Genomic DNA, 15840 nt, shown 5'->3' with positions numbered 1-15840 from the left:
CGCACGGCCTTTCGCAAGCCGCTTATCACGCCGCGCCGCCGCCCGCACGTCCTTCGGTTTATCGGTTGTGAGGCCCGCGTCGCTATCGCCGCGCCACGACAGCGATGCCGAGCCGGTCGAGGGCGTCGCGCAGGCGCTCCTCCTCGATGCGCGCCACCGCCAGCGCCACCTCGCCGCGCCGCGCCGGGTCGAGGGCTATCTGCGGGGCACGGCGTGTCGCCCGATGCACGCGGTCCTGACGCATGACGATCTTGCCGATGCAGGCCCAGCCGTAATGCGCATTGACGCGCTGGATCACGATCGGCGCGAGATGCTGGAGTTCGAGGGCGAAGGCGCCCTCGACCCTCACCACCAGGGTGCCGGGCTCCGGCCGGCCCTCCGCGTCGCGGCGGGCCCGGCGCGGCCATTCGAGCTTGACCGGCTGGCAGGCCTCGGAGAGCCGCGCGCCGACGATGTCCGGCCACGCGGCGAGGATATCGGAGGAGGCGAAGCCCTGCGCGGCAAAGGCCGGGCCGATGCAGCCCTCGATCAGTTCGCTCAGCGGTTTGACGCGCGCCATCGGCACTCCGGAACACAAGGGCCGCTCGGTCAGCGCGTCCCTCCGGCGAACCTACCCGAAATGCGGTCCGCGCGGGAGTCGGAAGCGAGACTCCCGAGCCGGTGACATCAGCCCTCTCGGCCTGTCCCGGCATCACGCATGAACCGGATCCCTGGAACGGCTTCGCTTGAGGACGTTCGCGATCGTCCAGGCGATGAAGGCGGAGAGAAAGGTCACGAATTCCAGGCAGAGCGCCATGAAATACTGAGGTCCCGTATCCGTTTCGGCCACGCCCGAGACGAGGCCCCAATGCGCAAGGCCGGCCGCACCGACGAGGAGCAGGACGGCGTAGATCCAGCGGACGGCATGTCGCCAAAGCATGATGGCGAAATCGGTGCCGATCGCCATGCGGCACAGGATCAGCAAGACGCCGGGACCGGCGACGAACAGGAAGAGGATCAGGAGCGCCTGGATCATACAGCCCAGGATAGCGGGCTTCGGCGCAGGCTGGAATGCGTTCCGGCCGGGCCGGCCTTCGGTGGGTGCGGAAGGCTCGGCGTTCAGCCGCGTCACATTTCGGCAAGGCGCTGTTTTCGCGGCCGCGCTCCCGCTATGGACAGGCCATGCCCGCCGCCTCGGCCGCCGACCTCCTCACTTGGTACGACCGCCACCGCCGGGCACTGCCTTGGCGGGCGCTGCCGGGTGAGACGCCGGACCCTTACCGGGTCTGGCTCTCGGAAGTGATGCTGCAGCAGACCACCGTCACGGCGGTCAAACCCTACTTCGAAAGATTCCTGACGCTGTTTCCCAGCGTCGCGGCGCTCGCGGCCGCGCCGGAAGAGGCGGTGATGTCGGCCTGGGCCGGGCTCGGCTACTATTCCCGCGCCCGCAACCTGCATGCCTGCGCCAAGTCGGTCGCGAGCGCCGGCGGGTTTCCCGACACCGAAGACAGCCTGCGCAAGCTGCCCGGCATCGGCGCCTACACGGCCGGCGCCATCGCCGCGATCGCCTTCGACCGGCCGGCGGCGGCGGTCGATGGCAATGTCGAGCGGGTGATGAGCCGCCTCCACGCCATCGAGACGCCGCTTCCCGCCGCCCGCGCCCAGATCCGCCTGTTCACCCAGGCCCTGGTGCCGGACCGGCGGCCGGGCGATTTCGCGCAGGCGCTGATGGATCTCGGCGCAACCCTGTGCACCCCGAAGCGCCCGGCCTGCGCCCTCTGCCCCTGGATGCTGCCCTGCCGCGCCCGCGCCGAGGGGTTGCAGGAGACGTTTCCGCGCAAGTTGAAGAAGGAGAAGGGGATCTTGCGAAGGGGCGCGGCCTTCGTCGCGCTGCGGGCCGGAGACGAGGCGGTTCTGCTGCGCACGCGACCGCCGGAAGGCCTGCTCGGCGCCATGGCCGAACCGCCGACGAGCGATTGGCGGCCCGATTACGATCCGGCCAAGGGCCTGCTCGACGCGCCGCTCGATGCCCGCTGGAAGCGCCTGCCCGGCGTGGTGAAGCACGGCTTCACCCATTTCCCGCTCGAACTGACGGTGTTTCTCGCTCGCGTCGCGGCGGACACGAAGCCGCCGGAGGGCATGCGCTTCACCCCCCGCGACGCGCTCGAGACCGAGCCGTTGCCCGGTGCGATGAAGAAGGTGCTCGCCCACGCGCTCACCGGCCCGGTGCCCGTGGTGGCGCCGAAGCCGGTTCCGGTCCGCGAACCCGATCTCGCCACGCTTCCCGAGCCCGAGCCGCCGCCGCGGCGTGGGCCGATCCCGAAGCTCGCCTCGTCGCGGCCCTCGGATCTGGCGCGGATCGTCAAGAAGGCACCGAAACCGGTTCGGACACGATAGGGAAAGATGCAGGGCTCTGCCCTGCACCCGCGAAAGGACTTGTCCTTTCGAAACCGAGACGAGCGCTACGCCCCGGCTCGGCCCCGCATCTCAGTCCGAAAATCGTCGATGCAGACGAGTTTTCCGCCGCGCTCGGCGTGCCAGAAGGTCCAGCCGTTGCAGGCGGGCAGGCCCTGCACCAGGGCGCCGACCTTGTGGATCGAGCCCATCGCCGGCCCGACGCTGAGCTGCCCGTCCGGCCGCACCGTCGCCCGGAAGCGGCGGCGCTCGTCGGTCAGCGTCTCGCCGGGGCGGACATGGCCCGCTTCGACCACGCTCAGGAACGGGATGCGCGGCTCCGCCCGCTTCGGCGTCGCGAGCGCGAGGGAGGCGGCCGACAGCGTCTCGATGCCGTCGATCCGGGCCCGCGCCGCGGTGGCGTAGGTCGGGTCGCGCTCGCAGCCGATGAAGTGGCGCCCGAGACGCTTGGCCACCGCGCCGGTCGTGCCGGTGCCGAAGAACGGGTCGAGCACCACGTCGCCGGGATTGGTCGCCGCCAGCAGCGTGCGGGCCAGGAGCGCTTCCGGCTTCTGGGTCGGGTGGACCTTGCGGCCCGCCTCATCCTTCAGCCGCTCCTCGCCCGTGCAGAGCGGGATGAACCAGTCCGAGCGCATCTGAAGGTCTTCGTTGCCGGCCTTCAGGGCATCGTAATGGAAGGTGTACTTCGCCTGCGGCGAGCGCGAGGCCCAGATCAGGGTCTCGTGCGCGTTGGTGAAGCGCTTGCCGCGGAAGTTCGGCATCGGGTTGGCCTTGCGCCAGACGATGTCGTTCAGGATCCAGTAACCGAGATCCTGCAACGCGCTGCCGACCCGGAAGATGTTGTGGTACGAACCGATCACCCACAGCGTGGCGTTCGGCTTCATCACGCGGCGCGCGGCCTTCAGCCAGGCACGGGTGAAGTCGTCGTAGGCTTCAAGGCTGGAGAACTTGTCCCAGTCGTCGTCGACGGCATCGACCACGCTCTGGTCGGGACGGGTCAGTCCCGCCTCGCCGAGCTGGAGGTTGTAGGGCGGGTCGGCGAAGACACAGTCGACGCTTTCGGCCGGAAGACGGTCCATCGCGGCGATACAGTCGCCGATCAGGATTTCGTCGAGGGGTAAGGTGCTGGGAAGACGCTGAACGGAGGGTGCAAGACCCATCCGCGGCGCCGACGCGATCCGCCCGGTACGCGAGACTTGATTCCGGGCGGTGGCGCCGACGACCGCGGTACGCGGGGAAGCCATGGCAAACACCGGTTACGCGACTGACAACCGGACCATGCCCCGATCACGGTAAAGGTCGCGTTTGCCGTCGGCGTACGGTTGCGTCTCGATATGGGGCGGCAGTTTTTGCCGGGCTTCGCCATGCATCGAATGCAAGGCTGTGCTGCCACTCGGGCAAGCGGGCGCGAAGCTTTGGCAAGGCTTTCCCGGCCGAAGGCGGAGCCACGCTGAATTCTTTTGCGACAAGTTGTGCGGATATCGAGAGACCGAGCGCCGGCGTCGCGCCAAGTAATCAATTCTTGCCGTGGCCCAAAACCCTGAAACCGCGATCGATAGTCTGATCCGGGCCTCATACCGCAGTGCAAAATCCGCGTCTTATTTTAGCCGGGATCGGGCTCATTTTCCGCGGCGCTCACAACACGTCGCAAAAACAAGGGAATGCGATCCTCGATGAAGGTTTCCAACCGGACCGCTGCCGTCTGCCTCGCCACCGTCATCGGTGCCCTCTCGGCGCTGCCCGCTCAGGCCCAGGGTGGCCGGGCCTCCTGGTACGGAAGCGGCAAGAAGACAGCCAATGGCGAGCGGTTCAACCCCAATGGTTACACCGCCGCCCACCGCAGCCTGCCCTTCGGTACCCGCGTCCGCGTCACGAACCGGTCCAACGGCCGCTCGGTCGTGGTGCGCATCAACGATCGCGGCCCGTTCGTCGGCGGCCGGGTGATCGATCTCGCCCGCGGCTCGGCCCGCGCCATCGGCATGTCGGGCGTCAGCTACGTCTCGCTCAACGTGGTGCGCTGAGGCAGGCACCGCCTCCGTTCCATCCGGCGTTGCCGGGGAACCGCCCGCTTCCCATCTTCGTCTCAACGAGGACGCGCAGGCCCGGAACGCTTTTCGATCCGGGCTGCAAAGGGATGAGGAGCCGAGATGGCGAAGCCGATGGTGGTCGAGATTCCGCATGAACTCGGCCGCGACGAGGCCCGGCGGCGCATCGACGAGGGCACCGTTCGCGTGCGCGAGGCGCTCGGCAAGAGCGGCATCGCCATCAACACCCTGACCTGGACCGGCGACCGGCTCGACTACTCGGTCACGGCCATGGCCCAGACCGTGGACGGCCAGATCGATGTCGGCCAGGACGTGGTTCGCGTCGAGGTGCGCATGCCGCTGCTGCTCTCGATCTTCGCCCAGAAGATCCAGAAGATCGTCGGCAAGGAAGGCAACAAGCTCCTCCTGACGAAGAAATAGCTGGGGCCGAGACATCGCGGGGAGCGGACTACGGGAACCCGCTCGGCGACGCCTCGTTGGCGTGACACGGCGGCACGGTGCCCGCCGCCAGCGAGGCTTCGACCCATATGGCCAATCCCGGATCGATCCCGGAGACTCCCGTGCCCGGCCCCGAGACGCCTGGACCGGAGACGCCCGACTCCCCCCAGATCCCCGAGCCCGGTCCCGGCCCTGAAATCCCCGGCGGAACGCCCGCCGAGGCTCCCAGCACCACGCCGACCGAGATTCCCGTCGAGAGCCCCGGCCTTCCGGATTCGACGCCGACCGGCCCGGCCAACCCGACCGCCTGAACGCTTCACCCGAAGCGACGCCGGCTCCGCACGACGCGAAAGCCTGAATCCGCGGAGGCGGGCGCCGACAATCGGGGCCGGCAAAAAACCAGGGCCCTCGGTTTCCGGCGATCGCCGTCAGCGTCTCTCATCAAACGCCCGCCGCGCTGTCATCGCCAGAACGAGAACGGTCAGAGACCGGGAGTTTTGCGAGTCGCTCTAAAGGCGCGGCCCACTTGCGTTGTTCCGGAGTGCGGCTGCTGCCATAAGCCCGGCATGGCCGCTCCCCCGCTTCTCACCCTTCAAGACGTCGCGCTCACCTTCGGCGGAACCCCGCTGATCGAGCGCGCCGAGTTGACGATCGCACCCGGCGAGCGCGCCTGCCTCGTTGGCCGCAACGGCTCGGGCAAGTCGACCCTGATGCGCATCGCCGCGGGCTTGGTGGAGCCGGATCGCGCCGTGCGCTTCGTGCAGCCCGGCACCACCATCCGCTACCTCGCGCAGGAGCCGGACTTTTCCGGCTTCGAGACGACGCTGGCCTTCGCGGAATCCGGCCTCGCGCCGGGCGACGACGCGCATCGCGCCCGCTATCTCCTTGAGAGTCTGGGGCTCGACGGCACGGAGACCCCCCAGCGCCTGTCGGGCGGCGAGGCGCGCCGGACCGCACTCGCCCAGGCGCTCGCGCCCGAGCCCGACATCCTGCTGCTCGACGAGCCCACCAACCATCTCGATCTCCCCGCCATCGAGTGGCTGGAATCCGAGCTGAAGCGCACGCGCTCGGCCCTCATCATCATCAGCCACGACCGGCGCTTTCTTTCGGCCCTGTCGCGATCCACCATCTGGCTCGACCGCGGCGTGACCCGCCGAATCGAGCAGGGCTTCTCGAGCTTCGAAGCGTGGCGCGACGCCTTCTTCGAGGAGGAGGAGCGCGACAAGCACAAGCTCGACCGCAAGATCGCCGACGAGGAACATTGGCTGCGCTACGGCGTGACCGCCCGGCGCAAGCGCAACGTGCGTCGCCTCTCCGACCTGCAGACCCTGCGCAAGCAGAGCCGCGACCACCGCCGCCCGGTGGGGCAGGCGGTGCTGACGGCGAGCGAGGGCGAGGCATCCGGCACGCTGATCGCGGAAGCCAGGCACGTCTCGAAATCCTACGGCGAGCGCCGGATCGTCCACGACCTGTCCCTGCGCGTGCTGCGCGGCGACCGGCTCGGCATCGTCGGCCCGAACGGGGCGGGCAAGACCACGCTGATCAACCTGCTGACCGGCGCGCTCGCGCCCGATTCGGGCGAGATGCGTCTCGGAACCAGCCTCAACATGGTCCATCTCGATCAGGCCCGTGCCGTACTGGAGGGGAGCGCGACCGTCACGGAGGTGTTGACCGGCGGAAGCGGCGACAGCGTTACGGTGGGCGGGCGCAGCCGCCATGTCATCGGCTACCTCAAGGACTTCCTGTTCGCGCCCGAACAGGCGCGCACGCCCGTGAGCGTCCTCTCCGGCGGCGAGCGAAACCGGCTGCTGATCGCTCGAGCGCTCGCCCAGCCCTCCAACCTCCTCGTGCTCGACGAGCCCACCAACGACCTCGACCTCGAAACCCTGGACCTCCTCCAGGAGATGCTCGGCGACTATGCCGGCACTCTGATTCTGGTGAGCCACGACCGTGACTTCCTCGATCGGGTGGCCGGCACCGTGCTGGTCAGCGAGGGGGAGGGGCGCTGGGTCGAGTATGCCGGCGGCTATTCCGACATGCTGTCCCAGCGCGGGCGCGGCGTGGAGGCACGCAGCGACGGGCGGGAGAAGCCGGCCCGCGAACGGGCCGAGCCGCGGGAGAAGGCGACGCGAACGGAAACCGCTTCGGCGCGGAACAAGCTCGGCTTCAAGGAACAGCACGAGCTGAAGACCCTGCCCGTCCGCATGGCCGAGTTGGAAACGGGAATCGCCAAACTGCGCGAGGTCCTGTCCGATCCCGGCTTGTATAGCCGCGATCCCGGCCGCTTTCAGAAGGCGACCGCCATGCTCGGTGCGGCGGAAGCCGAACTGGCCGCTGCCGAGGAGCGCTGGCTGACCCTGGAGATGCAGCGCGAGGCACAAGGCGGCTGACCGCCCCTCGACGAACCCTGCACAACGCTTCGATCCGTGGAAAACTTTTGCTGGCGGACGGGGATTAAGTTGCGAGGCTGCAACAGAGTGCAGGGAAGCTGCTTTGTGTCAGCTCCGAGACAGTCATCTCTGTTGCTCGTACGGCCACGCTCGCTCATGGTGCCGCTGCGGACGGGATAACCCCGCTGCGGCTTGGCCGACACCCGGATGGGAAGGGCCAAGCTCCAAGGGAAAAAAGGACGGGCCGGAACGACCACGAGATGGTGGGCGCCCGGCTAGAACAGAAGTCCGATCCCGTGGGTCTCGAAACTTCTGGAGGGTATACCATGAAGCTCGTGAAGAGCCTTCTCCTTGGATCGGCAGCGGGGCTGGCCGTCGTGGGTGGGGCTCAGGCCGCCGACCTTCCGGTGAAGAAGGCCGTTCCGATCGAGTACGTCCGCGTCTGCACCGCTTACGGAGCCGGCTTCTTCTACATTCCCGGTACCGATACCTGCCTGCGTGTCTCCGGCCGCGCCCGCGCCGAGTATGGCTATATCGGCAGCGACAACCGCGACATCCCCGGCGGCGGCGATATCTCGGGCTTCACGGGCCTTGCCCGCTTCAACTTCGATGCCCGCACCCAGACCGGCTACGGCACCCTGCGCGCCTTCCTGCGCCTCGACGCCGCGAGCCGTACCGGCAACACGAAGTATTCCTCCGGTACGAACCTGCGCGGCGCCTACGCCTTCTCCGGCACCGGCCAGGACCAGCTCGGCCGCATTCAGAACTTCATCAACGTCGACAAGGCGTTCGTACAGTTCGCCGGCCTGACCGCCGGTCGCGCCTCCTCGTTCTTCGACTTCTACGCCCACGACTTCGAGATCATCGGTTCGTCGCTGGGTTCCGACCTGCCGTCCACCAACCTGCTCGCCTATACCCAGAAGTTCGGCGAGGGCTGGTCCGTCACGCTGTCGATGGAAGACCCGAACTACCGCAAGAACCCGCTCTACTCCGACGCGGCCGGCAGCACGGGTCTCGTCCCCGGCCAGGCCGGTCTGAACAACGTGTTCACCACGGCCCCGACCCCGATCATCCTCGGCACCAACGCCGCCGGCAACGCCACCGCCGTGGCCTTCATCGACGCCGTGCAGCGCTCGCGCCTGCCCGACTTCGTCGGCTCGCTGCGCTACGACGCCGCCTGGGGCTCGGCCCAGTTCTCGGCCGCCGTCAAGGACATCAACACCGGCGGCTTCATCGCGGGTTCCTCGATCGGCGTTCCCGGCACCGGCGCCGCGCTGGCCGGCAACACGGCGGCGGCCCTGGCGGCACGCGGCATCAACGCCGGCGCGCAGACCGAGTACGGCTGGGCGATCCAGGGCGGCATGAAGTTCAACCTGCCCTTCATCGCCCCCGGCGACGGCCTCTACCTTCAGGGTGCCTACGGCGAGGGTGCCTCGTTCTATACCGGCATCAACCGCTTCACCGCCGGTTACTTGAGCAACGCCTCGGTCTACGCGGGCAACCCGTTCAACCAGTACCTCGCCGACGCGATCGTCAACCCGCTGACCGGCCGGATCGAGCTGTCCAACAGCTTCACGGCGGTGGCGTCCTACCTCCACTACTGGTCGCCGGAATGGCGCTCGGCCTTCTACGCCAGCTACGGTGAGATCTGGTTCTCGCAGGGCGCCCGCCAGGCGGTCAGCCAGGCGAACTCGGCAGTCGGCGCGGCCTCGACCGTGGCGCCTCCCTCTTACCTCACCAACGCCACCGGCTATAACCTCAGCCCCGCTCTGCGTGACACCTATCAGGTCGTCACCGGCGCGAGCCTGATCTGGTCGCCGGTCAAGGATCTCGATATCGGCGTCGAGGGCCAGTACATCAAAACGGGCGTCAAGAACGGTCGCGTCTCCGACAGCGACAAGGGCGCCTTCGTGAACAACATCCCGACCCGCACCGTCAGCAGCGAGGACGTGTTCCAGGCCCGCTTCCGCGTGCAGCGCGACTTCTAAGCCGAACCGGCCCCCGCCCGCGCGGGAGCCGGACACGACGATCACCTTCCAGACCCCGGCCTCGCGGCCGGGGTTTTTTGTTGCCCCAAGCGGGGGCGGACCACGGGCAGCACGCATCGCCGCCCGTCGGCGCGAACCAGTCGCGGCCTTCAAAGCGCCCCGATAGGCCTGTCTTCTGGCCATCATCGCCGGCCGCCGAGGAGGTCGAGCCCATGTCCACACCGTCGTCTACGCCGTCGCAAGTACCGCCGCACGGCCGCACATTCCGGTCTCGCCTGATTCGGGTCGGCTGGATCGCCGGCCTTCCGCTTCTCGCGCTGATCGCCGCAGCAGCTTATTTCGGCATGCTGCGGGTCACGGAACGCCTCGAGCGGGAGGCGGCGGCGATCGCCGCCGCGACCGGAGAGGGGCAGCCCGAGCCCTGGCTAAGGGTCTCGGTGGCAGGCCGCGACCTGACCGCGACGGGCGAAGCGCCGGAGGCGTCCCAGCGCGAGGCGGTCGTCGGTCGGCTCGCCGCCATCGACGGCATCCGCCGCCTCACCGACCGGACCGGTGTGATCGAGGAAGTCTCTCCCTTCGTCTGGTCGGTGGAGCGCCCCGCCGCCGGCCGCGTCGAGGCCACCGGCAGCCGCCCGGCCGAGGTCGGCGCCTTCGAACTGGCCCAGCGCCTGAAGCCGGCCCTGCCGCGTGACGCCACCTTGAGCGACAACGCCCGGGCCGCACGGGGCGCACCACGCGACTTCCCCGATGCCGCAGCCTTCGCCGTGGAGCGGCTTCAGGATCTCACCACCGGCGCGGTCGCCACGCTCAACGACACCGTCATCTCGATTCGCGGCGAAGCGGCGAGTCTGGCCGCCTACGATGCCCTGCGCACGGCGCTGGCAACCCCGCCGCAGGGCTACACCCTCGGCACGATCGAGATCACGCCGCCGGTCGTCGGAGACTTCCGGTTCGGTGTCTTCCGCCGGCCGGACGGCAGCCTCGAACTGAACGGCCACGTCGCCTCGGAAAGCGCCCGCGAAGAGATCCGGGCAGCCGCCGCGGAGGCCGCGGAGGGGGCGGCCATCGACGACCGCCTGCGCGACGCCCGAGGCCTGCCGCCGGGTATCGATGGCCCGGCCCTGATGCGCTTCGTCTTCCAACTCGCGGGCCTCCTGCACGAGGGGCATGTCAGCTACGAGGGCGAGGTGGTCTCGATCGAGGGCAATGCGCTGGATGCCGGCGCGGTCGCCGAGGCGCAGACGCTGATGCGCGACGCCCGGCCTCCCGGAATCGCCGCGGGCCGCGTGGCACTCTCCGCCCGTCCCATCGTCCCCTACGTCCTGCGCATTCGCCGCGGCAGCGACAACGTCACGGTGAGCGGCCATCTGCCGGATCGGGCGACGCGTGAGGCGCTGCTCGCCCGGCTCAACCCCCGTTTCTTCCGCGAATCGATCCACGATCGCACGCGGCTGGCCGACGGTGCGCCGGCCGATCTGGGCGCGGCCCTTGCGGCAGCGGTCGATCCGCTCTCGACACTGGCAAGCGGCGAACTGACGATCACCGGCACCAGCCTGCGCCTGGCCGGCACCAGCCTCTATCCCGAGAGCGCTGCCCGCCTCGCTCGATCCCTGCCGAAGGCGATGCCTGCGGGCTGGAACGCCACGGTTGCCGTCACCTCCGACGCGGCCCCCTCGGCGACGGCCGATATGGGGCCGTGCGGCCAGCGCCTCGCCGAGCGCACCGCCGGGCATCCCCTGCGCTTTGCCCCGGGCAGCACGGCGCTCGCGCCCGAGTTCTATCCGGTGCTCGACGCGGTCGCGGCGCTGGCGCGTGCCTGTCCGGCGGAGCGAATCGAGGTTGTGGGTCATCTCGACCCGGTGGGCGTGAAGCCCGAAGCCCAGATCGACCCGGTCGCCGACGAAGCCGCGAAGGAGACGGCACCCAAGCCCGCCAAGGCGGACACCAAGAAGGACGCGAAGGCCAACAAGGGCAGCAAGGGCAAGGCCGAGACGAAGCAGGAGGCGGCCAAGCCAGAAACGAAGTCTGAACCGAAGCCCGAGAAGACTGAAGCCGAGCGAGTGGAAGCCAGCGCCGACCTCGCGCGGGCACGGGCGCTCGCGGTGGTGGATTACCTCCAGAAGGCCGGTGTGCCGTTGGAACGCGCTGCCGCGCCGACGGGCGTCGCACCGCTCTCCGACCGCCAGGGAATTGGCCTCAGCCTGCGCTCGTGACCTGCTCGTCGCCGCGCTGCGGGCGAGGCTCGGGCGCTCCGCCTCACGCCGCCCCCTCCGACGGACCGTCCGATTCCGGGGCCAGCCCCCAGATCCGCTGCTTGCGCCCGACGCCGCGCAGGGCGAACTCACCGACCGGGACGAGCGATGCCCCGCAACGTCGGGCGAAGGCATCGGAGAGGAGCAGCGACCGCTCCAAGCCGTCGCAGAGCCGCTCGATCCGGCTCGCCTCGTTGACCGCCCGGCCGATCACCGTGAAGTCGAGGCGCCGGTCGGTGCCGACATTGCCGGAGACGACACGCCCGTAATGCAGCACGATGTCCGCCTCCAGCGGCGGCAGCCCATCGTAGCGGCGGGACGCGTTCAGCCGGGCGTTGCGCGCCAGCGCCTCGCGCGCCGCATCGAGCGCGCCCCTACAGGCCGGGCAGGCGAGGGCATCCGGCTCGGCGACGGGGAAGACGGCGAGAAAGCCGTCGCCGAGAAATTTCGAGATCTCGCCGCCATGGCGCTGCACCGGCTCGCCGAGCGCATCGAAATGCTCGTCGAGCCAGCCCACCACCTTCAGCGGATCGTCGCGATCCGCCACCGCCGTGAAGCCGCGCAGGTCGGCGAGCAGAATCGCGGCGTGGACCACCGTGCTCTGCCCGCGCCGCATCTCGCCCGCGAGAACCCGCGCCCCCGTCGCCGGTCCGAGATAGGTGCCGAGCATCTCGCGCATCGTGTGCGACAGGCTGAGCTTGGCCGTGACCAGAGCGATCACCTGCACCAGGCCGGCCAAGGCCGCCTGCTCCGACCCGGTGAAGCCGCCGGACCGGTCGGTGGCGAACGAGATGCCGACGCCCTCCATGGCGCTGCCGGGGGCGAAGGCGGCGGCGTGGAGCAGGTAGTCGGTCGCACCCTGCTGCCTCAGCTCACTCAGGAGCGGTAGATCGGGACAGCCGTTCGAACGGTCGAGCCGCCAGCGCACGAAGGAGAGGTCGTTCGCCCTCAGCCAGCCGACGGGGCTGCGGAAGAACGTGTCCTCGCCCTCCGGTCCGTGCACCGTCGGAAACACCGCCGTGCCCTGTCCGCGCCGCCACGCGACGCTCACCCCGCGGAAGACGGGGTCGATGACCGGCACCGCCAAGCCGAAGCGCCAGAGCGGAAGGCCCGCCGCGGCCAGCGCCTCGCAGAGTTCCGCGATGATCGTTTCCGCCTCGTCCGACTCGGTCGCGCGCGCGATCAGTCGGGTTTCGATGTCGCGGAGGGCAGAGGCTGAGATCGGGTCCGTGATGGCCATGGCGGCCCACTCTATCCGCGCCCCTGCGGCGCTCCAAAAGCATCGGGCGGGCGATGCCTGTGGGAAATCGACGGCACAGCGGCCTTGCCCAGATGTTCGGAACCCTTCAACCGTGCCGCACGATGCCGGGAACAACGACATGGACGACGCTGCCGATATCGCGAGCCGATTCGCGTTCCTCGCGGAGATCGACGGGCTCAAGGCCGTGCTGCGCCAGAACCGGACCATCGGCGAGCGTCGGCGCGAGAACTCGGCCGAGCATTCGTGGCATCTGGCGATGTTCGCGCTCGTTCTCGGCGATCTCGCGCCCGGTCTCGACTTGAACCGCGTCGTCGCGATGCTGCTGGTGCACGATATCGTCGAGGTCGATGCCGGCGATGTGCCGATCCACGGCGCCTACGACGCCGCTGCCCTGGCGCGGGTCGAGGAGGCTGCAGCCGCGCGGATCTTCGGCCTCCTGCCGGAACCGCAGCGGGACCGCTTCGTCGCGCTGTGGCGGGAATTCGAGGCGAGCGAGACGGCGGAGGCCCGGTTCGCCAAGGCGCTCGACCGGCTTCAGCCGCTGCTGCTCAATACGCTGACCGAGGGCGGCACCTGGGCCGAGAACGGCCTCAGCGAGGCGCAGGTGATGGCACGCTACCAGCCGGTGATCGAGCGCGGCGTCCCCGATCTCTGGCCCTTCGTGGAAGCGCTGGTCCGCCGCCACTACCAGGGTCACGCCACTACGGTGTGACCGGCTGCGCCTCGGCGCTGATGGCGGTGCGGGCGCCGCGGGCGAGGTCGCGCTCGATCATGAGCGCGCTCTTGCCATCGAGGCGGTTGCGGTAGACCTGCAGGTTCTCCATCACCCGCTGCACGTAGTTGCGCGTCTCGGTGAAGGGGATGCGCTCGACCCAGTCGATCGGATCGACATCCGGCCGGCGCGGGTCGCCGTAGGCGTCGACCCATTTCTTCACGTTGCCGCCGCCCGCATTGTAGGAGGCGAAGGCGAGGATGTAAGAGCCCTTCCAGTCCTCCATCAGTTCGCCGAGATGGGCTTGGCCCAGCCGCGCGTTGTAGGCGGGGTCGCTGGTGAGGCGGTCCGTTTCATAAGAAGTCGAGACGCGCTTGGCGGTGCGCTGGGCGGTGGCCGGCATCATCTGCATCAGCCCCCTGGCGCCGACGCCGGACTGGGCGCGGGGATCGAACTGGCTCTCCTGCCGGGCGATGGCGAAGACCATGGCGCGCTCGACCTGCGGCACCGCGGTGAAGGTCTCGTAATTGGGGATGCCGATGGTCGGATAGGCATGGGTGTCCAGCGCCAGCCCCCGCTGCGTGGCGAGCTTGCCGATGGAGACCAGCGCCCGCGCGTCGCGCATCTCCACCGCGGCCTCGCCCAGCGCGTTGACCTGCGCCTCCTCGGTCAGCGAGCGGGCGGCATCGATGTAGAGCGGCAGCGCCAACTCCTTCATCTGAGCGGCGGCCAGAAGCTTCAGGCCGCGCACGAAGAGCCGGTCGTCGAAGGCGGCGCGCGCCGTCGGGCTCAATTCGGCGGCGCGGCGCAGGGGCAGGCTGTGCTGGCCGAGCCGGGCGCGGGCGAGCTGCCCGTAATAGGCGATCGGCTGAAGCGCGGCGCGCTCGTAGAAGCTCTTCGACTCGATGGTCTTGCCCGCGGCTTCCGCCGCGCGGCCCTGCCAATAGGCGGCACGCGCCAGCGAGATCGGCGTCTCGGCGACACTCGCGGCTTGCGCGAAGTGCCGCTCGGCCGCGGCCGGATCGGCCATGAAGCGGAGCGCGATCCAGCCCGCGTGGAATTCGGCCTCGATCCGCTTCTCGGAGGTGCGGGCGGAATGCGCGGCGGCGACGGCGTAGGCAGTCTTGGTCTCGCCCGCATCCATCAGTTTGCGAGCGACGATGCGGCGCTCGACCCACCACGTGTCACCGTCGGCGAGCACCTCCGGGTTGGTCGGCGCGGCGAGCAGCACCTTGGCCGCCTCCGGCGCCTTGTCGGCGCGGCGGAAATACTGGGCGCGCGAGAGCAGGTAGGACGAATCGTTGCGCAGCGACGGCGGCACCGCCGCGAGTGCGGCCGCCGCCCCGGCTTTGCCCTGCACCGCCCGGCGGGCGCGCACGAGGCTGGCATAGGAGCCGCCGGCATATTCGGCCGCGCGCGCGGCGGTGACCCAATCCTCCTTCAGGAGGGCGCGCTCCATCCGGTAGCGGTGGTCGATGACCGTGAGCACGCCGGGGAAAGCGTCGGTGACCTTGGCCTCAAGGCTGCGCCCGAAACTCTCCTCGCGCCACAGGTCATGCACGAGTTCGGCCGCATCCGCCTCGAGCCCGTCGGCGCGCAGGGCCAGGGCCAGGGCGAACTTGCCCGGCGCGCTCGCCGGCTTGGCGCTCGCGAAATAGGCGCGCACCACGCCTGGGCTCTTCTTCTCCGTGAGCAGCCGCTCCTCGGCCCGGCGGCGCAGCAGGGGGCCCGCCGGCCAATCGGGATTGGCGCGCGAGAAGGCGACGACCCGCTCGAAGCTGACGCCGGCACCCGCACGGATCGCGACCCATTCGAGCAGCGCCCGCGCCGCCGGATCGGAGAAGCCTGCGGCGAGCCGGTCGCCGTCGGAGACCTTGCCCTTGCGGTAGAGGTCGATCGTCTCGCGGAGTTGGCCGAGATCGGTCTCGCCGAAGGCAACCGGCCGGGCCGGGTCCGGCACCTCAGGGGAGGGGGCGGCCGGCGATACGGCCGCATCCGGCAGCGGGAAGGCGACAGGGCCATCCGCTTCGGTCGAGGCGTAGGAGGACGCCGCGGCGGGCAGGGGCTTGTCGGAGGCCGCTTCGCCGGCACTCGGATCGAGGCGCAGCGCGTCCGCCGCGACGGGATCCGAGGCGGGGCCCTGGCCGTCGCTCGGCTGCCCGGCGGGCGCGGTGGCATCGCTCGCGGGGGCGGCGGGGGCGGAGGCCGGCTGCGGGTTGCGGAGTTCGATGGCCCCGCCGCGCTGTGGCAGCACGGCCGTGCCGGACAGCAGCAGGCCGAGGAGCAGGGGCAGGGAGCGTGTGGGCAACGCCATGATCTGAGACACCCCGACCGGAGGCCAAGCCTTAAGCTGGGCCCCG

13 protein-coding genes are annotated in these 15840 nt (G+C 69.7%); 8 read left to right on the top strand and 5 right to left on the bottom strand.

Features of this window, described 5'->3' with window-relative positions:
* Window positions 1–82 precede the first annotated feature (82 nt).
* Window positions 83–559, bottom strand: a complete 477-nt coding sequence (locus E4V01_RS06870) for a DUF721 domain-containing protein (protein ID WP_060770560.1) — start codon at window positions 557–559, stop codon at window positions 83–85.
* 132 nt (window positions 560–691) lie between these two features.
* Window positions 692–1015, bottom strand: a complete 324-nt coding sequence (locus E4V01_RS06865; protein ID WP_135297828.1) for a hypothetical protein — start codon at window positions 1013–1015, stop codon at window positions 692–694.
* A gap of 146 nt (window positions 1016–1161) precedes the next feature.
* Here E4V01_RS06865 and mutY point away from each other — a divergent pair, with 146 nt between their 5' ends.
* A complete protein-coding gene (gene mutY, locus E4V01_RS06860) occupies window positions 1162–2376 on the top strand; it encodes an A/G-specific adenine glycosylase (protein WP_135297827.1) in 1215 nt (404 codons plus the stop codon).
* Window positions 2377–2441: 65 nt separating this feature from the next.
* Here the strand turns inward: mutY and E4V01_RS06855 are convergent, their stop codons facing one another.
* Window positions 2442–3638 carry a site-specific DNA-methyltransferase gene (locus E4V01_RS06855; protein ID WP_135297826.1) on the bottom strand — a complete coding sequence of 399 codons (1197 nt, stop codon included), beginning with the start codon at window positions 3636–3638 and terminating at the stop codon, window positions 2442–2444.
* Between the two features lie 429 nt (window positions 3639–4067).
* Here E4V01_RS06855 and E4V01_RS06850 point away from each other — a divergent pair, with 429 nt between their 5' ends.
* The 6 genes from E4V01_RS06850 to E4V01_RS06825 all read left to right on the top strand — a co-directional run bounded on the left by E4V01_RS06850 (window position 4068) and on the right by E4V01_RS06825 (window position 11468).
* Complete coding sequence (locus E4V01_RS06850; RefSeq protein ID WP_056203827.1) at window positions 4068–4415, top strand: septal ring lytic transglycosylase RlpA family protein; 348 nt, start codon at window positions 4068–4070, stop codon at window positions 4413–4415.
* Window positions 4416–4541: 126 nt separating this feature from the next.
* Window positions 4542–4859, top strand: a complete 318-nt coding sequence (locus tag E4V01_RS06845) for a polyhydroxyalkanoic acid system family protein (RefSeq protein ID WP_060770564.1) — start codon at window positions 4542–4544, stop codon at window positions 4857–4859.
* Window positions 4860–4966: 107 nt separating this feature from the next.
* Window positions 4967–5188, top strand: a complete 222-nt coding sequence (locus E4V01_RS06840; protein ID WP_056202649.1) for a hypothetical protein — start codon at window positions 4967–4969, stop codon at window positions 5186–5188.
* A 255-nt stretch (window positions 5189–5443) separates the two neighbouring features.
* On the top strand, window positions 5444–7267 hold the full coding sequence (locus E4V01_RS06835; protein ID WP_135297825.1) for an ABC-F family ATP-binding cassette domain-containing protein: 1824 nt from the start codon (window positions 5444–5446) through the stop codon (window positions 7265–7267).
* A 326-nt stretch (window positions 7268–7593) separates the two neighbouring features.
* The gene (locus E4V01_RS06830; protein WP_060770566.1) at window positions 7594–9255 is read left to right on the top strand and encodes a porin; all 1662 of its coding nucleotides are present in this window, start codon (window positions 7594–7596) and stop codon (window positions 9253–9255) included.
* Window positions 9256–9467: 212 nt separating this feature from the next.
* Window positions 9468–11468, top strand: a complete 2001-nt coding sequence (locus tag E4V01_RS06825) for a flagellar motor protein MotB (RefSeq protein ID WP_135297824.1) — start codon at window positions 9468–9470, stop codon at window positions 11466–11468.
* Between the two features lie 43 nt (window positions 11469–11511).
* On the opposite strand, the gene E4V01_RS06820 is transcribed toward E4V01_RS06825, so the two are convergent.
* Window positions 11512–12747: an adenylate/guanylate cyclase domain-containing protein gene (locus tag E4V01_RS06820; RefSeq protein WP_135297823.1), complete on the bottom strand. Its 1236-nt coding sequence runs from the start codon at window positions 12745–12747 to the stop codon at window positions 11512–11514.
* A gap of 139 nt (window positions 12748–12886) precedes the next feature.
* On the opposite strand from E4V01_RS06820, the gene E4V01_RS06815 reads away from it, so the two are divergent.
* Window positions 12887–13480, top strand: a complete 594-nt coding sequence (locus tag E4V01_RS06815) for an HD family hydrolase (RefSeq protein ID WP_135297822.1) — start codon at window positions 12887–12889, stop codon at window positions 13478–13480.
* Here E4V01_RS06815 and E4V01_RS06810 read toward each other — a convergent pair.
* Window positions 13470–15794 (bottom strand): lytic transglycosylase domain-containing protein, encoded by a 2325-nt coding sequence (locus tag E4V01_RS06810; RefSeq protein ID WP_135297821.1) that lies wholly within the window; start codon window positions 15792–15794, stop codon window positions 13470–13472. The two genes, E4V01_RS06815 and E4V01_RS06810, sit on opposite strands and share 11 nt — an antisense overlap.
* Window positions 15795–15840: the final 46 nt, after the last annotated feature.

It is taken from the genome of Methylorubrum sp. Q1, from assembly GCF_004683995.1.
Classification (GTDB): domain Bacteria; phylum Pseudomonadota; class Alphaproteobacteria; order Rhizobiales; family Beijerinckiaceae; genus Methylobacterium.
The sequence above is the reverse complement of the archived record's forward strand: the minus strand, read 5'-3'. Positions and strand labels throughout refer to the sequence as shown.

Coding starts and splice junctions, on each gene's coding strand:
- E4V01_RS06870 (WP_060770560.1), bottom strand. CDS start 559: ATGGCGCGCGTCAAACCGCTGAGCGAACTGATCGAGGGCTGCATCGGC.
- E4V01_RS06865 (WP_135297828.1), bottom strand. CDS start 1,015: ATGATCCAGGCGCTCCTGATCCTCTTCCTGTTCGTCGCCGGTCCCGGC.
- mutY (WP_135297827.1), top strand. CDS start 1,162: ATGCCCGCCGCCTCGGCCGCCGACCTCCTCACTTGGTACGACCGCCAC.
- E4V01_RS06855 (WP_135297826.1), bottom strand. CDS start 3,638: ATGGCTTCCCCGCGTACCGCGGTCGTCGGCGCCACCGCCCGGAATCAA.
- E4V01_RS06850 (WP_056203827.1), top strand. CDS start 4,068: ATGAAGGTTTCCAACCGGACCGCTGCCGTCTGCCTCGCCACCGTCATC.
- E4V01_RS06845 (WP_060770564.1), top strand. CDS start 4,542: ATGGCGAAGCCGATGGTGGTCGAGATTCCGCATGAACTCGGCCGCGAC.
- E4V01_RS06840 (WP_056202649.1), top strand. CDS start 4,967: ATGGCCAATCCCGGATCGATCCCGGAGACTCCCGTGCCCGGCCCCGAG.
- E4V01_RS06835 (WP_135297825.1), top strand. CDS start 5,444: ATGGCCGCTCCCCCGCTTCTCACCCTTCAAGACGTCGCGCTCACCTTC.
- E4V01_RS06830 (WP_060770566.1), top strand. CDS start 7,594: ATGAAGCTCGTGAAGAGCCTTCTCCTTGGATCGGCAGCGGGGCTGGCC.
- E4V01_RS06825 (WP_135297824.1), top strand. CDS start 9,468: ATGTCCACACCGTCGTCTACGCCGTCGCAAGTACCGCCGCACGGCCGC.
- E4V01_RS06820 (WP_135297823.1), bottom strand. CDS start 12,747: ATGGCCATCACGGACCCGATCTCAGCCTCTGCCCTCCGCGACATCGAA.
- E4V01_RS06815 (WP_135297822.1), top strand. CDS start 12,887: ATGGACGACGCTGCCGATATCGCGAGCCGATTCGCGTTCCTCGCGGAG.
- E4V01_RS06810 (WP_135297821.1), bottom strand. CDS start 15,794: ATGGCGTTGCCCACACGCTCCCTGCCCCTGCTCCTCGGCCTGCTGCTG.